Source organism: Christiangramia sediminicola, assembly GCF_031344135.1.
Lineage (GTDB): Bacteria > Bacteroidota > Bacteroidia > Flavobacteriales > Flavobacteriaceae > Christiangramia > Christiangramia sediminicola.
In genome coordinates this window covers 347465-363261 of record NZ_JAVJIU010000003.1, presented here as the reverse complement: position 1 = coordinate 363261, position 15797 = coordinate 347465, and the positions used below count along the sequence as shown (strand labels likewise).

The 15797-nt window shown below is 38.2% G+C and carries 15 protein-coding genes; 5 read left to right on the top strand and 10 right to left on the bottom strand.

Annotated features, from left to right (window positions below):
• Positions 1 to 21: 21 nt before the first annotated feature.
• Genes guaA through RE431_RS08915 form a run of 4 tightly spaced genes read left to right on the top strand, consistent with a single transcriptional unit; the run spans position 22 to position 4491 of the window.
• Complete coding sequence (gene guaA / locus RE431_RS08930; protein WP_309561641.1) at positions 22 to 1551, top strand: glutamine-hydrolyzing GMP synthase; 1530 nt, start codon at positions 22 to 24, stop codon at positions 1549 to 1551.
• Between the two features lie 30 nt (positions 1552 to 1581).
• Complete coding sequence (locus RE431_RS08925) at positions 1582 to 3567, top strand: LysM peptidoglycan-binding domain-containing protein (protein WP_309561640.1); 1986 nt, start codon at positions 1582 to 1584, stop codon at positions 3565 to 3567.
• On the top strand, positions 3551 to 3952 hold the full coding sequence (locus tag RE431_RS08920) for an OsmC family protein (protein WP_309561639.1): 402 nt from the start codon (positions 3551 to 3553) through the stop codon (positions 3950 to 3952). Before RE431_RS08925 ends, RE431_RS08920 begins: the two co-directional genes overlap by 17 nt.
• A complete protein-coding gene (locus RE431_RS08915; protein WP_309561638.1) occupies positions 3949 to 4491 on the top strand; it encodes a DUF922 domain-containing protein in 543 nt (180 codons plus the stop codon). The genes RE431_RS08920 and RE431_RS08915 overlap by 4 nt, the downstream gene beginning before the upstream one ends.
• On the opposite strand, the gene RE431_RS08910 is transcribed toward RE431_RS08915, so the two are convergent.
• The 5 genes from RE431_RS08910 to RE431_RS08890 all read right to left on the bottom strand — a co-directional run bounded on the left by RE431_RS08910 (position 4488) and on the right by RE431_RS08890 (position 9470).
• A complete protein-coding gene (locus RE431_RS08910; protein WP_309561637.1) occupies positions 4488 to 5438 on the bottom strand; it encodes an NAD(P)H-dependent flavin oxidoreductase in 951 nt (316 codons plus the stop codon). The genes RE431_RS08915 and RE431_RS08910 overlap by 4 nt on opposite strands.
• On the bottom strand, positions 5438 to 7054 hold the full coding sequence (locus RE431_RS08905; RefSeq protein ID WP_309561636.1) for a S8 family serine peptidase: 1617 nt from the start codon (positions 7052 to 7054) through the stop codon (positions 5438 to 5440). The genes RE431_RS08910 and RE431_RS08905 overlap by 1 nt, the downstream gene beginning before the upstream one ends.
• A gap of 23 nt (positions 7055 to 7077) precedes the next feature.
• Complete coding sequence (mnmA, locus tag RE431_RS08900) at positions 7078 to 8265, bottom strand: tRNA 2-thiouridine(34) synthase MnmA (RefSeq protein WP_309561635.1); 1188 nt, start codon at positions 8263 to 8265, stop codon at positions 7078 to 7080.
• A gap of 113 nt (positions 8266 to 8378) precedes the next feature.
• Positions 8379 to 8768, bottom strand: a complete 390-nt coding sequence (locus tag RE431_RS08895; RefSeq protein ID WP_309561634.1) for a lipocalin-like domain-containing protein — start codon at positions 8766 to 8768, stop codon at positions 8379 to 8381.
• A gap of 33 nt (positions 8769 to 8801) precedes the next feature.
• Positions 8802 to 9470: a toxin-antitoxin system YwqK family antitoxin gene (locus tag RE431_RS08890; protein ID WP_309561633.1), complete on the bottom strand. Its 669-nt coding sequence runs from the start codon at positions 9468 to 9470 to the stop codon at positions 8802 to 8804.
• A gap of 88 nt (positions 9471 to 9558) precedes the next feature.
• On the opposite strand from RE431_RS08890, the gene RE431_RS08885 reads away from it, so the two are divergent.
• On the top strand, positions 9559 to 10596 hold the full coding sequence (locus RE431_RS08885) for a fasciclin domain-containing protein (RefSeq protein ID WP_309561632.1): 1038 nt from the start codon (positions 9559 to 9561) through the stop codon (positions 10594 to 10596).
• 59 nt (positions 10597 to 10655) lie between these two features.
• On the opposite strand, the gene yidC is transcribed toward RE431_RS08885, so the two are convergent.
• From yidC to RE431_RS08860, 5 genes are all read right to left on the bottom strand, one after another.
• Complete coding sequence (gene yidC / locus RE431_RS08880) at positions 10656 to 12506, bottom strand: membrane protein insertase YidC (protein WP_309561631.1); 1851 nt, start codon at positions 12504 to 12506, stop codon at positions 10656 to 10658.
• A gap of 47 nt (positions 12507 to 12553) precedes the next feature.
• Positions 12554 to 14194 (bottom strand): CTP synthase, encoded by a 1641-nt coding sequence (locus RE431_RS08875; protein ID WP_309561630.1) that lies wholly within the window; start codon positions 14192 to 14194, stop codon positions 12554 to 12556.
• Positions 14195 to 14313: 119 nt separating this feature from the next.
• Positions 14314 to 14544 carry a DUF3820 family protein gene (locus RE431_RS08870; RefSeq protein ID WP_309561629.1) on the bottom strand — a complete coding sequence of 77 codons (231 nt, stop codon included), beginning with the start codon at positions 14542 to 14544 and terminating at the stop codon, positions 14314 to 14316.
• A gap of 2 nt (positions 14545 to 14546) precedes the next feature.
• Positions 14547 to 14915 (bottom strand): response regulator, encoded by a 369-nt coding sequence (locus RE431_RS08865; protein WP_309561628.1) that lies wholly within the window; start codon positions 14913 to 14915, stop codon positions 14547 to 14549.
• The gene (locus RE431_RS08860; protein WP_309561627.1) at positions 14912 to 15781 is read right to left on the bottom strand and encodes a histidine kinase; all 870 of its coding nucleotides are present in this window, start codon (positions 15779 to 15781) and stop codon (positions 14912 to 14914) included. Before RE431_RS08860 ends, RE431_RS08865 begins: the two co-directional genes overlap by 4 nt.
• Positions 15782 to 15797: the final 16 nt, after the last annotated feature.

Sequence of the window (15797 nt, the reverse complement as noted above, 5' to 3'; positions counted from 1 at the left end):
CTCATTTTCCTATTTTTGCGCATGCAAAACAACGTACTCATCCTAGACTTTGGCTCGCAGTACACACAGCTTATCGCGCGAAGAGTTAGAGAGCTGAATATCTACTGCGAAATTTATCCCTACCACAAGATCCCCGAGGATTTATCAGGTTTTAAATCAGTAATACTTTCAGGAAGTCCATTCTCAGTGAGAGCTGAAGATGCACCACATCCAGATCTTTCTAAAATAAGAGGGAAATTACCGGTTTTAGCTGTTTGCTATGGTGCACAATACCTGGCACATTTTTCAGGTGGTAAAGTAGAGCCATCAAATACCAGAGAATATGGTAGAGCGAATCTTTCCGTGATCAAGGATGCAGAAGCATTATTTGAAAATATTAAAGAGAATTCACAGGTTTGGATGAGTCACAGTGATTCTATTATTGAACTGCCAGAAAACGGAGTTCGATTAGCGAGCACGCCAGACGTATTGAATGCTGCTTACAGAATTGAAGGGGAAGAAACTTATGCGATCCAGTTTCACCCTGAAGTTTATCATTCTACCGATGGTAAACAGTTGCTTGAAAACTTCCTGGTGAAGATTTCAGGAACTGAGCAGAGCTGGACGCCGGGAGCCTTTGTAGATCTAACGGTTTCAGAACTTCAGGAGAAGATAGGTGATGATAAGGTTGTATTAGGATTGAGTGGTGGAGTAGATTCTACCGTTGCGGCGGTACTTTTGCATAAAGCCATTGGTAAGAATCTTTATTGCATATTTGTAAATAACGGATTGTTGAGAAAGAATGAATTTGAAAGTGTTCTCGATCAATACAAACATATGGGGCTTAACGTAAAAGGAGTGGATGCTTCGGCACGTTTCTTGGATGCGCTTAAAGGGCTAAGTGATCCGGAAGAAAAGCGTAAGGCCATTGGAAATACTTTTATTGAAGTTTTTGATGATGAAGCCCATGAAATAAAGGATGTTGTTTACCTGGCACAGGGGACTATCTATCCTGATGTTATTGAATCAGTTTCAGTGAACGGTCCTTCAGTAACTATCAAATCTCATCATAATGTTGGAGGACTTCCAGATTTTATGAAGCTCAAGGTAGTAGAACCTTTAAGAATGCTTTTTAAAGATGAGGTGAGAAGAGTAGGAAAGGAGCTGGGAATTGATAAAGCTTTACTTGGGAGACACCCATTCCCGGGACCAGGTTTGGCCATTAGAATTCTTGGTGATATTACTGCGGAAAAAGTTAGAATTCTTCAGGAAGTAGATCATATCTTTATTCAGGGTCTAAGAGACTGGATGTTGTATGATAAAGTTTGGCAGGCGGGAGCGATCCTGCTTCCAATTCAGTCTGTGGGCGTGATGGGAGATGAAAGAACTTATGAGCAGGTTGTTGCTTTGCGTGCTGTAGAATCTACAGATGGAATGACTGCAGATTGGGTAAATTTACCTTATGAGTTCCTGCAAAAAACATCTAATACAATAATTAACCGGGTAAAAGGCGTTAATAGAGTGGTGTATGATATTAGCTCAAAACCACCTGCAACTATAGAGTGGGAATAAAAACGACCATTTCAACCAAAATCGACTAAAATGAAGTACCTATTTGTAATATGTTTTCTTTTTCAAATTTATTCGACTTCCGCAAATGCGCAGTCCTATAAATATCACACTGTAAAAAAGGGAGAGACCGTTTTTAGTATTTCTCAAAGCTATAGTATCGATGAGGAAGATATTTACAAATACAACCCGAATGCACGGGAAGGTATTGGAGTAAATGAAAAACTGGTTATTCCGGTAAGTGAAGGGAATACCAATGAAAGTACATCTTCTAGCTCAACGCAATTTGTAGAGCATACTGTTAAAAAGAAAGAAACTCTATATAGTCTTTCCAAGCAGTATAATGTTAGTATAGATGACTTAAAAAGATATAACAAACAGCTTTACGCAAAGGAATTACAAATGGGAGAGACCATTAGAATTCCTTCAGGAAGTACATCCAATTCAACCAGTGTGGTGGAGCAGAATACTCCAGTACAGCGTCCTGCCGTTAATAATGATTCACCGGCAAAGCAAATTACCAGTACCAGAGAGCATATTGTTTTACCTAAGGAAACGAAATACGGAATCGCCAGAAAGTATGGGATGACCGTTAAGGAACTTGAAGGATTGAATCCCAGAGTAGAAGTTTTGCAACCGGGTATGATGATTCGTGTTGGAACAAATGTTCTGGACGATGAGCCTGTAATTATTACAGATGAAAGGTTCAGATTCTACGAAGTAAAACCTCAGGAAACATTATATAGCTTATCTGAACGTTTTGGCGTTAGTCAGGATTCTTTAAAACAACTTAATCCTGCACTAAAAGAAGGTTTAAAATTCGGGATGGTGCTTAAAGTTCCGAAGAAAAATAGCGACGGGGAAGAAATAGACGATGAAGCTTACACGGGTAGAGGTGAAAATGCAGATACCAAAATGGATCTTAGCCGATCTATAGATAATCGCAGTACTAAGGAGATCGTTCTTATGTTGCCTTATCATTTGAATAAGATCGATGCAGATTCATTACCTACTTACAGAAATACGATTCTAAATGAAAGAGTAGTTAGAATTTCCCTGGATTTTTATAGTGGAGTTCTAATGGCTGTAGATAAGGCCAAATCTATGGGTATCTCTACTAATTTAAAGGTTTATGATACAGATAGAAATACAGGAAATGTAACCAGCATCATCGCTTCAAATAACTTTGATAATGTAGATGCTGTAATTGGTCCGCTGCTACAGGAAACTACTGAAGTTGCTGCACAGAGATTAGAAAGCAAAAATGTTCCTGTGATCAATCCGCTATCTAATAGAACGATGCGTGGCTACCGAAATCTTTTCCAGTCTAATCCTGGAGATGAATTAACCAAGAAGGCAATGTTCGATTACCTTTCCAGAAATGCAGCTGGTAAGAATGTGATTATCATTGCCGACGGAAAATCATTCCAGGTCAAAAATGAATTGAACGGAGTTTTACCTTCGGCAAGAAATATCAACCCAAGTAACAATTTTGTTTCTGAAGGAAAACTGGCTGAAATGATGACGGCAGGTGAAAACTGGGTAATTCTGGAATCAGAAAATATCAATTTGGTAAGCAGTACTACTTCAGCGCTGAACAGACTGGCAAGAAATCATGATATTACGTTGCTTACTACGAATAAGAATAATGCTTACGAGAGCGATATCATTTCTAATAATCACCTTGGAAAATTAAAATTCCGTTATCCTTCCGTAGATAAGGAATACGATAGCGAAATTTCCGAAGCTTTTATTGAAGATTACGAGGAAAGATTTAAAATCGAGCCTAACAAGTATGCCTTAAGAGGATATGATCTTACATTAGATGTTCTTTTAAGACTGGCTTCTGCTGAAGATCTATATGAATCGTTTGAAAAGTATCCTGGATACACGGAATATTACGAAAGCAAATTTCATTATATGCCGAATGCGGAAGGTGGATTCACCAATGACGCTATCTATATTCTTCAGTTAAATGAGGATCTAACCATTACCGAAGCTGATGACATCAAAAGTTAAATATTTAGGCAGCCTTAGAACTGAATCTGAACATTTGCAGAGTGGTTCAAAAATGATCACAGATGCACCTGTAGATAATCATGGAAAAGGTGAAGCATTTTCTCCGACAGATACGGTAGCAAATGCACTGGCAACATGTATGCTTACGGTTATGGGAATTAAAGCAGAAAGCTTGGGTCTTGATATGGATGGAGCTACTGCTGAGGTTACAAAAACCATGGCTTCTGATCCTAGAAGGATTTCACAGATAGATGTGTCTATAAGTTTTCCTAAAACCTATGATGAGAAAAATACTAAAATACTTGAAAATACTGGCAAGACCTGCCCTGTGCTACAAAGCTTGCATCCAGATATCATAAAGAACATTTCTTTTCAATATTCATGAAAAGCAAAGGCCTTATAATTTTATTTTTTTCATTTGTTTCAGCCTTTGGTCAGGAGGAACAACCTAAGATAAAATGGCATGAAAACCGACAATTAAGCTGGGAAGATTTTAAGGCTGAACCCGACAATAGCATTGCCTATTCTGCAAATACCAATTCAGGTATAGGTTATAGCTGGAATTATAGCACTGCTTCTGGAATACCTGAGTTTCAGCATGAAGTTTACACGAATTTCTATCCTAATTTATCCTGGGTGAAAGATATTCAGAATGAAGAATATCTGCTGGCTCATGAGCAGTTACATTTTGATATTTCTGAATTACATGCCAGGAAACTTAGGAAGATCCTGGAATCTTATGAGATAGGACGTAATATTCGCCAGGATCTGAAAAGACTTTACAATGTTGTAGAATCAGATCGAGTGGCCATGCAGAACAGGTTTGATAAAGAAACCGCTCACAGTGAGAATAAAACTGCTGAATTAAAATGGAGGCATTTCGTAGCTGAAGAATTATTTAAACTTCAGGATTACGCTCTCTAAAGCTGGGCAATTTCTTTTTTTACTTCTTCAAATTCTGAAATGATCTCTTCAACGATTTCTGCCGCAGGTTTTATTTCGTGAATTAAACCAGAGATCTGACCAATTTCCAGTTCACCTTCTTCAAGGTCTCCTTCAAACATCCCTTTTTTGGCTCGCGCTCGTCCTAAAAGTTCAATAAGTTCTTCCTTGCTCGGCGATTTGGAGTACAAACTTTGAACATCCTCATAGAATTTGTTTTTAAGAAGCCTCACCGGAGCAAGTTCTTTTAAAGTAAGCACAGTATCACCTTCTTTGGCATTAACCACCATATCCTTGAAATTCTTGTGAGAAGAAGCTTCAGGGCTTGCGACAAATCTACTTCCAATTTGAACAGCATCTGCGCCCAGAACCATCGCGGCCAGCATGCCCCTTCCGGTGGCAATTCCTCCTGCAGCGATCAATGGAATTGAGATCTTTTCCTTAACCATGGGGATAAGCGTGAAAGTAGTGGTCTCGTCTCTACCATTATGTCCACCTGCTTCAAAACCTTCGGCAACGACCGCGTCAACGCCAGCCTCTTCAGATTTTAAAGCGAATTTAAGACTGCTTACCACATGAACTACTTTTATTCCGTGTTCCTGTAAATGCTTGGTCCAGGTCTTTGGATTACCTGCAGATGTAAATACGATTTCCACTCCTTCTTCGATAATGATCTCTATGATCTTATCGATCTCAGGATAAAGCATAGGGACATTTACAGCAAAAGGTTTATTCGTTGCTTTTTTACATTTTTGAATATGCTCTCTGAGGATCTCGGGGTACATAGAACCGGAACCTATAATTCCAAGTCCGCCGGCATTAGATACCGCACTGGCAAGTTTCCATCCGCTGGCCCAGATCATTCCTGCCTGGATTAAAGGATATTCAATATTAAAAAGCTTAGTGATTCTATTAGTAATGGTAGGCATTATTTTTTAATGATAAGAAAGGATTCGCGAGTATTATTCTGTTCAAACATAGCAATATAAATTCCTCTTGAAAAACCTGAAAGATCAATTTCTTCCTGAACATTTTTCTTTTGTAGAACTATTTGGCCTATGGTATCGAATAATGTAATATCGTAAGTACCTTGTGTAGGGTTATTGAATCTTAACAGGTTGTAAACAGGGTTTTGATAAATTAAAAGTTCGTCAATATTTAATTTTTCCTCATCAACATCCTCTTCTAAATCAGTAAGCGCATCCAGTGCTTTTTTAAAATTTGGGATTCCATAACCAAGTTTAAAATCCGGATTTTCAAACTGACTGGCGGAAGCTTTTAACAGATCCATAACTTCTAAATTAGTAAGACTAGGATCTGCCTGCCAGAAGCTTGCTATAGAACCTGCAAGTATTGGCGATGCAAATGAAGTTCCCGATCCCTGCACCAGATTATCAAACTGGTCTATCGATATGATATCCAATCCCTGTGCAGCAAGATCTGGTTTTATCCTTCCATCTGCCGAAGGACCAATGGAGCTAAAAAAGGCATAATTTCTATTTTTGTCTACAGCACCAATGCTTAGAACATTAGCATCAGAGGGTGCACCAATATTTTTAAAATAAGATTCATCACCGCGATTTCCTGCGGAAACTACCACCAGTAATCCTTTTTCTGTGGCTATGTTCGCCCCTCTGGATATAAAAGCCGTTTCCCCGTCCATGTCTTCCGGAGCGTAACTATATTTACTATCATCAAATAGTGTATAGCCTAATGAAGTGTTGATGACGTCTACTCCTAAACTATCAGCTCTTTCAGCAGCTTCTACCCAGTAAGTTTCCTCAACAGGAGTTTCTGTAGGTGCAATCTCTGTTCGGAACAAATAATAGGATGACTTTGGAGCAGTACCAACATATTTGCCATCTATATATGCAGTCATTGTTGATAGAACTAAAGTTCCATGATTGCTTAAGGCAGGATTACTGAAATCACTAGATCTGTTCGGAAAATCATATCCGCCTAAAAGGCGCCCATCGCTTCTTAGCTGACTAAAAGCAGCCAGGCTATTCACGTTTGGAAAGCCTGCATCTATAACGGCGACGGTTATACCTTGTCCCGTTAGATCATTTTCATGCAGGTAATTAGTATTCAGCATCAGAGTTTGATTAGATGCAAGACCGTACTCATAATCTACCAGGTTCTCAAGTTTATTTCTGCTTTGCTTCTGCTCAAGCATTGAGCGATCATTATTATGCTCTCCGGCAAATTCAATTGCGGAAACAAAATCAAGGGTTTCCAGTTTTGAAATATTTTCTGCTGAGCCCAGAACATGAACACAGTTTAGCCATTTAGATTTTGCCTTTACTGTAATTCCATCCTGTGATTTTATCGTGGAAATATATTCTTCATTCACCGGAACATCCCTTTCATCAATTGGAGTATTCCGTAATTGTTTACGCTGAATAGCTTTCTGACTTAAAATCGAAGAAGGATTGTCAAGCGCTGCCTCAACATTTGCTTTATCTTTAAAATATACCCATGCATGTTCCTCCTGAGAATAAGAGATACAGGTTATAAAAAGGAATAAGAAAAGCAGTCTTTTCATGAGTGGAGCTCTGAAATTTCAATTTACGAAATAACTCCCGAACCTAATAATTCTTCATTCTTATACCAGGCTACGAATTGTCCTTCTGTAATAGAGGCTTGTGGTTCGTCAAAGATCACGTACATTCCATTTTCGGTTTGATGAAGGGTAGCGTCTTGCAATGGCTGGCGATACCTTATTCGAGCTTTTAGTCGTAACTCTTCATCGTTTTCTATAGCCAGATCCTTTCGTACCCAGTGTACTTCGTCCTGAGCTATAAATAAACCCTGGCGATAAATACCGGGATGATCTTTTCCCTGTCCGGTGTAAATCACATTTTCTTCAACGTCGGTATCTATTACAAATAACGGTTCTGGAGTTCCACCAACAGCCAGACCTTTACGCTGACCTTTAGTAAAATAGTGAGCACCCTGGTGTTTACCAACGATCTTACCATCATTTTGCTGATAGCTGAACTTTTTGGAAAGATGCCTTAGCTGATCAATTTTAGAATGAAAGCTAGGCTCTTCTTCCACAAAATTGTAATTTTCAGCAGGAACTTCTACAATTACGCCTTCTTTCGGTTTTAATTTTTGCTGAAGGAAATCTGGAAGTCTTACTTTGCCAATAAAGCAAAGTCCCTGAGAATCTTTCTTTTCTGCAGTGACAAGATTTTGTTCTGCAGCGATCTTTCTCACTTCAGACTTCTGTAATTCGCCAATAGGGAAGAGCGTTTTAGAAAGTTGCTCCTGAGTTAACTGGCAAAGAAAATAAGACTGATCTTTGTTGTTGTCTTTTCCGGATAATAATTGATAAACTGTTTCTCCGTCTTTTTCAAACTGTCCTTTTCGGCAATAATGACCTGTAGCGACATAATCTGCACCCAGGGATAATGCGATCTTCATGAAAACATCAAATTTGATCTCTCTGTTACAAAGTACATCAGGATTTGGAGTCCGACCTTTTTCATATTCATTGAACATGTAATCTACGATACGTTCTTTGTATTGTTCGCTAAGATCTACCGTTTGAAACGGTATACCCAATTTATCGGCTACCATCATAGCATCATTACTATCATCAAGCCACGGACATTCATCAGAAATGGTCACGGAATCATCATGCCAGTTCTTCATAAACAGCCCGATCACTTCATAACCCTGTTCCTTTAACAGATAGGCTGAAACACTTGAATCTACTCCTCCAGATAAACCGACAACAACTTTTTTCATTATTCAATATTTATTCTTCTTCAATGATCGCTTAAAGAGTCGGATAAGCGCGCACAAAATTACGAAATAAAAAAAGGTGGCGAAAGCCACCTTTAAATTCGTATATAATACTTCTAATTTCTTTCGAACGTAAGACTGGAAGCAGGAAAATCATTTGGAATAAATGTAAACCTGGAACCGTTAAAATTCACTGTTCCCTGTAAATCTCCCAGGCCAGGAACCTCAATCGTATATTGATTGGCCGTAGAATTACTCCAGTTACCAGTATCATCATTTGATACACATTCACCCTCAACATTAGAGTAGAAGGTAGAAGATGCAGTGTTATCTGAATTGAAAGTAATCGTAGACTGACCTGTACAATCATTAACCGTGTACCCTGGGATATTATTTGCTTCTACAAGTAACCAGGTTCCCACAATATTACCATCTGAATTTGAATCGTCATCACTGCATGCAGTGAATAGGGCAATTGACATAAATAGAATTAAAAACTTTTTCATAAGTAAATTTTTTAGTTAATCAAATATATTCATTTATTCATAATCCTCTTCGGACTCTAGTTTGCCTTCTGAGAAAAATTTCCAGTGACCAGATTTCTTTCCATTTGTATAAAAACCTTCACGTATTTTGGTTCCATCAGCATTATAATAAACGGCTTTACCACTTAGTTCACCATTCTTATAATTCAATTCTTTGGTAACCTGCCCATTTCCTGCATATATGCAACTGGCTCCATCTTTAAGTCCGTTTACGTAATGAGTTTTTTCTGCAAGCTCACCGTTTTTATAGAATGTTTCCTGTAAACCATTCAGTTTATCATTTTTATACATCTCGGTCATCATGATGCTATCAGATTTCTGGTGGTAATACAACCATTCTCCCTCCCTCTTTTTATCAAGCATCATGCCTTCGCTGATGGATTTTCCCTGTTGAGTGAAATAAGTTACGTGGACTGAATCATTTTCCTTATTAAAATCCATGATTGCAGTAGGATGGTCATAAAATCCTTTTTTATAAAATTTAAAGATTCCGGTTTCTTTTCCATGCTGAAAAGTACCCTCAAATTTAGGTTTATCTGTACCCTCAAAATTCACTTTCCAGGGGCCATTTCGGCGGCCCTGATCATCAAATTTATTCTCTTGAGAAGTGCAAATAACTGAAAATAAGCACATTAATGTTAAAAAAACAGTCTGTTTAAACATAATTAACAATTATTAAACAAAAATAATTTGACTTTGGTTTTATCTTTAATAAAAATCAAAAACTAATAAGTAATTAAAACTTCGAATTATGGATTTTATTTTTAAAAATGCCAAGTTAACATTTCTAGCGTTTCTCGTGGCTTTTTCTTTAGGAGCTTGTAGTGAAGATGACCTTTTTAACCCTGGTGGTGAGATGGAGACCATAACACCGGATCCACAGCCTGAACCGGAGCCAGAGCCAGAACCGACTGACGACGGTGAACAAAGTAATACAATTGTAGATTTTGTAACTGGGAATGATGATTATTCTTCTTTAGGAGCAGCACTGGAAGCTGCAGGTTTGGTAGAAACCCTGGACGGTGATACTGAATATACCGTATTTGCCCCAAATAACGCTGCTTTTGACGCATTTCTGGAAACTTATGGTTTCGAATCATTAGATGACGTGCCAGTAGATTTACTAACTCTTGTTCTAATGAATCATGTTCAAACTGGAATTGTAATGTCTGCAGATCTAACTACAGGATACATAGACAGTATGGCGGAAGCTGGGCCAGATGGCGAAAATGTAAGTTTGTATGTTAATACTTCAGAAGGAGTTACACTAAATGGAATGAGTACAGTTACTTCCGCAGATAATGAAGTGGATAATGGAGTAATACATGCCGTTGATGCTGTAATTGGTTTACCAGATGTTACCACATTTGCTGCTGCCGATCCTACGTTTTCTATTCTTGCTGAAGCTCTTACCATGGAAGAACTTGTAGCAACCTTACAATCTACAGAGTCACCTGCACCATTCACCATTTTTGCCCCAACAGATGATGCCTTTGCAGCTCTTTTAGAAGAATTGGAGATAACAGGTCTTGGAGACCTGGATTCTGAAACCCTGGCCGCAGTATTGCAATACCACGTGATTACTGAAAGTAATGTGACATCTGATGAATTATCTGATGGAATGATGGTAACTACGTTACAGGGAGAAGATGTAAGCGTTGGTGTTGGTGAGAATGTTACGATAACCGATGTTAATGAAAGAATGGCTACGGTAACAGCTCCTAATGTCCAGGCAACCAACGGAGTTATTCATGTTATTGATATGGTATTATTACCAACCCTGGAATAATTAGATGTATTTATAATTGATGAATTAAAAAGCCCGGTGAGAACCGGGCTTTTTTAATATTACTTCTTTTGTTTTTTCTGCTGTTCTTCAGCTTGTTCCATCATTTCCTGGAACTTTCTTGTAAACTTATTCTGCTTTTTAGGCTTTTTCTTATTCTCCTGGATCTTCGCGTGAATTTTATCCTCATCGATGATCGCATATTTGATCACTAACATGATCCCGATAGTAATAAGGTTGGATGTGAAATAATACAATGACAGTCCACTCGCATAGTTGTTGAAGAAGATCAACATTACAAGAGGAGATAAATACATTAAGAATTTCATGTTCGGCATTCCCGGCTGCTGATTAGCCTGCATATTCTGCCCCGTGGTCATCATCATATAAATGAAGATGGCAATTGAAGCTAAAATTGGGAATAAACTAACGTGATCTCCGTAAAACCAAATATGGAATGGTAGTTCAGCGACAACATCATAACTCGAAAGGTCATCTGCCCAAAGGAAGCTTTTCTGTCTTAATTGAAAAGCACTCGGGAAGAACTGGAACAAAGCATAAAATACTGGTATTTGCATCAGCGCGGGTAAACATCCACTCATAGGGCTGGCTCCCGCCTTGCTATAAAGCTTCATGGTTTCCTGCTGCTTCTTCATCGCGTTATCCTTATACTTCTCATTAAGTTCGTTGATCTCCGGTCTAAGGATCTTCATCTTCGCCTGAGACAGGTAAGACTTATAAGTAACCGGCGATAATACAATTCTAACTACAATGGTCATTGCGATAATAGCCAGACCGTAGCTTGGAAGTACGCCAGCTAAAAATGCAAAGAAAGGAATGAAAAGATATTTGTTGATCCATCCGAAGATTCCCCAACCTAATGGAATAATCTCGTCAAGATTACGATCATAGTCATTCAGTATTTTATAATCTGAAGGTCCGTAATACCAGTTCATACTATAATTAAGTTCACCAGCCTTTAATTCTAATGGAATGGTTGAAGCAAAGGTCTTTGTGAAAACGGTATCAACCTCTTCGTCATCAACAAGATTTTCTACTTCGAAATTACTTGTTTTAAAAGGATTGTCTGTTAGTAAGATAGAAGTAAAGAAATGCTGTCTGTAAGCGATATACGAAATATCTTCTTCTTCCTCATCACCACTTGAAACACTTCCATCATCACCACCATCATATTCATAGATAAGATCGGTATAACGGTTTTCGTAAGAGATACTTTTGGCATGTCGGTAACCTTTCAATTTCCAATCCAGGGTAGGAGTTGCTGAAGAATTCAAAACACCCGTCAATCCCTGAGAACGAATGCTGAAATCCAGCATATATTCTCCCGGTCGCATAGCGTATCTGTACTCCAGATACTCATCTTCAGAAACCTTTAATTTCATAGATAGGATCTGGTTTCCATTACTTTCGGTTAATTCGGGTTCAAAGAAAAGATTTTCAGTATTTAAAGTTCTACCATCGGTAGTATTAAAGCTCATATTTAATGAAGCATTCCCATCCTTAATAAGGTGCACGGGAATAGAATCAAAAGTTTTGAAGTTCTTAAGGCGGGCTTCTGCAATATAACCACCTTTATTTGAAATTTTCAGTTCAAGAACATCATTGGAAATTGTAGTTTTTCCTCCCTGAGCTGAACTTAGAGTTTCTGAATATCCAAAGGCTCCTAAACGTCGTTGAGCATCTGCAAGTGCTGTAGAATCATTAACCTGTCTGGTTTCCGGTTCTTCGGCAATGTTTTGTTCATTATCTGAGGCCTGTTCAACCTTCTCGGTCGTTGCTGGATCTTCCGCAGCAGTTTCATCAGGAGTGTTGTTGTAGAGCATCCATAAAAGAATACCTCCAATAAGTATAAATCCAATTATAGATTGAACGTCTATTTTCTTTTCTTCCATTATTTAATTTTGCTTGTTCTTCCTCTGGTCAAAAAAACGACCAATTTCTATTTCTGTGCCATCTTGGCATTTTTCTGTTTTACGGAATGTTCGTGTGCAGCTTTTACAAAAGAAACAAATAGCGGATGTGGATTGGCCACGGTGCTTTTATATTCCGGGTGGTATTGAACACCAACAAACCATGGATGATCTTTAAGTTCTATGATCTCAACAAGTCCGGTTTCCGGATTTATACCGGTACTCAACATACCAGCATTTTCCAATTGTTCTTTGTATTTGTTATTGTATTCGTAACGATGGCGATGACGTTCCTTAATCATATCTTCACCATATACCTTATGAATTATAGAATCTTTAGTAAGCTCACAATCCCAAGCTCCAAGTCTCATTGTTCCTCCTTTATGGGTAACCTCTTTCTGGGCCTCCATTAGATCTATCACGGGATGCTTTGTTTCAGCATCCATTTCAGTTGAATTTGCACCTTTTAATTGCAGTACATTTCTAGCGAATTCTATTACCGCCATTTGCATTCCAAGGCAAATTCCAAGAAATGGGAGGTCGTTTTCACGCGCATATCTAACCGCGTCAATCTTTCCTTCAATTCCTCTTTCACCAAATCCGGGAGCAACTAATACTCCGTCAAGATGGCTTATTTTATTATGAATCGTACTGTCATTAATGAACTCTGAATGAATGTATTCAACATTAACATATACTTCATTCTCGGCTCCGGCATGTATGAAGGCTTCCAGGATAGATTTATAAGAATCCTGAAGCTCGACATATTTTCCGATCAATCCGATATGAACTTCAGCCTTCGGATTTTTATGTCTTTGTAGGAATTGGTTCCAGCCGTCAAGATTTGGAGTGCTGTCATCTGGTAAAGATAGCTTTTTAAGCGTAACTGTATCGAGACCTTCCTTCAGCATCATATTAGGAACATCATAGATGGTTGGTGCATCAATACTTTGAATTACCGCTTCCTGTCTAACGTTACAGAATATGGCTAATTTCCTACGAATATCATCTGAAAGTTCATGCTCTGTACGGCAAACAAGAATATCTGCCTTGATACCACTTTCCATTAAAGTTTTTACGCTATGCTGAGTTGGCTTGGTTTTAAGTTCTCCTGCTGCCGAAAGATATGGCACGAGAGTAAGATGAATTACAAGCGCATTATCGTCGCCTAATTCCCATTTTAACTGCCTAACTGCTTCGATATATGGCAATGATTCAATATCACCAACGGTACCACCAATTTCAGTAATTACGATATCGTAATCTCCATTCTTACCAAGAATCTGGATTCTTTCCTTGATCTCATTGGTAATATGAGGAACTACCTGAACAGTTTTTCCAAGGAATTCACCACGGCGTTCTTTTTCGATCACGCTTTGATAAATTCTTCCGGTAGTTACATTATTCGCCTGTGAGGTATTTACGTTTAAAAAACGTTCATAATGACCAAGATCAAGATCGGTCTCAGCGCCATCTTCAGTTACATAACATTCTCCGTGCTCGTATGGATTTAGGGTTCCGGGATCTACATTGATGTAAGGATCCAGTTTCTGAATAGTTGTTTTAAATCCCCGTGCCTGCAACAATTTTGCTAAAGAAGCTGCTATAATCCCTTTTCCAAGGGAAGAAGATACACCTCCTGTAACAAATATATACTTGGTATCGGCCATTTTAATCTAGTTTGTTGTGTTGTTTTATTCAGGGCGCTAAATTACAAAGAAGAATAGAAAAAGCCACTAAATTGGAAAGCTATTATTAAGACCTTTTTAACAGGCGTAGAATGCTGAAATTACGGTCTCGGATACCTTTTTCTTATCTGGCGAAGTAAGCCCTCAAGGCTGTTGATCTTTAATTCGAAAACCTGTTGCATTTGGTCTCCGAGTTTTCCCGGTGGAAAACCTTTTTGTCTGAACCAAACATAGTATGGCTCAGGAATATCAGAGAGGTAATAATCTTTATACTTGCCAAAATGCATCTTTGCATAGGCAAGCTCTAGGAGTTTCTGTGGATTTGGCTCCAAGTTTAAGAAGCTTTAAGGTAATCTGAAAGTTCAGAAAATTTCTTTTTGTTCATGGGTTTTACCATGTATTTAATAACATTTGGGTATTCCCTTGCTTTTTCCTGATCAATTTTACTGGTACTTGATGTAAGAATGATGATGCGATGAACAAGATTTTTGTTCTTCATTGCATCCAGAAAATCCCAGCCATTCATCACCGGCATATTGAGATCAAGAAAAATAAGCGCATCTTCATCTTCAGCTACCGAATGAAATGCTTCGGTTGGATCTGTAAAATCTTTTACAAAACCTTGAAAACCCTCAAGCTCTAATAATTTCTTAGTGATGAAATTAGATATAGGCTGATCGTCTACTAAATAGATCTTTTTCATATTTCTGTGGCCTTTAACTCCAATAATTCATTTGAAGCCATGTCTACAACTTCTTTTAAGATATCATCCATTTCCTCTACTGTCGTTTCAAGTTTTGGAAGAAGTTCTTCTCTACAGTCTTTATCTTCCATCAATCCAAAAAGCTGAACAATTCCCTGGATTCTGGATAAAGGTTCTCTAATGTTATGCGAATTCAATGCAAGTACATGGAGAAGCTTTTCATTTTTCTGAACAATCTCACTTGTCCTTTCCTTAATGGTCTGTTTTTGATTTTCTACGATACTTTCAATTTCCTTATTCTTAGACTTAATAGTGTCATAAGCTTCGGAAAGATTTCTATTCTGTATCGCCAGCTGTCTTTTCAGGTAAATTTCACTGAATTTTGACTGAATACAATCAACCACTAATTTCAGGATCTCTACATCGCCGACTGAAAATACTTTTTCCTGATCGGCGAGCAAAGATACTAATACTTTTCTTTCATACTTATCAAAACACCAGCCCCAGAGCGCCGGGTCGTATAAGGTGTTGATATCCACTTTGTCACGGATCAATTTATCCGGAATTTCATGGGTGATAATTGGAATCCCTTTCTTAAGTAACTCTGCCTCGTATGGAAGTATCTGGCTTTCTTCACGAAGATCGAACCAGACATTATTTCCGAATAATTCAAAAAAGAACAGTTTATCCCCCTGATGAATGGTCATCCTGATAATTCTGAAATTCAGAAGATATTTCAGGTGAGTTTTACAAACATCAGCAACCTCTTCAAGATCTGCACAGCGATTTACATCATTGGCAAATTTTGAATAAGCCTCATAGGTAATCCTATAAAGTTGGGAAGTATTTTGGGTAATACCGCTCATTTAGAAAACGAAGTAT

What these genes read in the sequence shown, in the direction of transcription:
- guaA (WP_309561641.1), top strand. Translation starts at nt 22, where the DNA reads ATGCAAAACAACGTACTCATCCTAGACTTTGGCTCGCAGTACACACAG.
- RE431_RS08925 (WP_309561640.1), top strand. Translation starts at nt 1,582, where the DNA reads ATGAAGTACCTATTTGTAATATGTTTTCTTTTTCAAATTTATTCGACT.
- RE431_RS08920 (WP_309561639.1), top strand. Translation starts at nt 3,551, where the DNA reads ATGACATCAAAAGTTAAATATTTAGGCAGCCTTAGAACTGAATCTGAA.
- RE431_RS08915 (WP_309561638.1), top strand. Translation starts at nt 3,949, where the DNA reads ATGAAAAGCAAAGGCCTTATAATTTTATTTTTTTCATTTGTTTCAGCC.
- RE431_RS08910 (WP_309561637.1), bottom strand. Translation starts at nt 5,438, where the DNA reads ATGCCTACCATTACTAATAGAATCACTAAGCTTTTTAATATTGAATAT.
- RE431_RS08905 (WP_309561636.1), bottom strand. Translation starts at nt 7,054, where the DNA reads ATGAAAAGACTGCTTTTCTTATTCCTTTTTATAACCTGTATCTCTTAT.
- mnmA (WP_309561635.1), bottom strand. Translation starts at nt 8,265, where the DNA reads ATGAAAAAAGTTGTTGTCGGTTTATCTGGAGGAGTAGATTCAAGTGTT.
- RE431_RS08895 (WP_309561634.1), bottom strand. Translation starts at nt 8,768, where the DNA reads ATGAAAAAGTTTTTAATTCTATTTATGTCAATTGCCCTATTCACTGCA.
- RE431_RS08890 (WP_309561633.1), bottom strand. Translation starts at nt 9,470, where the DNA reads ATGTTTAAACAGACTGTTTTTTTAACATTAATGTGCTTATTTTCAGTT.
- RE431_RS08885 (WP_309561632.1), top strand. Translation starts at nt 9,559, where the DNA reads ATGGATTTTATTTTTAAAAATGCCAAGTTAACATTTCTAGCGTTTCTC.
- yidC (WP_309561631.1), bottom strand. Translation starts at nt 12,506, where the DNA reads ATGGAAGAAAAGAAAATAGACGTTCAATCTATAATTGGATTTATACTT.
- RE431_RS08875 (WP_309561630.1), bottom strand. Translation starts at nt 14,194, where the DNA reads ATGGCCGATACCAAGTATATATTTGTTACAGGAGGTGTATCTTCTTCC.
- RE431_RS08865 (WP_309561628.1), bottom strand. Translation starts at nt 14,915, where the DNA reads ATGAAAAAGATCTATTTAGTAGACGATCAGCCTATATCTAATTTCATC.
- RE431_RS08860 (WP_309561627.1), bottom strand. Translation starts at nt 15,781, where the DNA reads ATGAGCGGTATTACCCAAAATACTTCCCAACTTTATAGGATTACCTAT.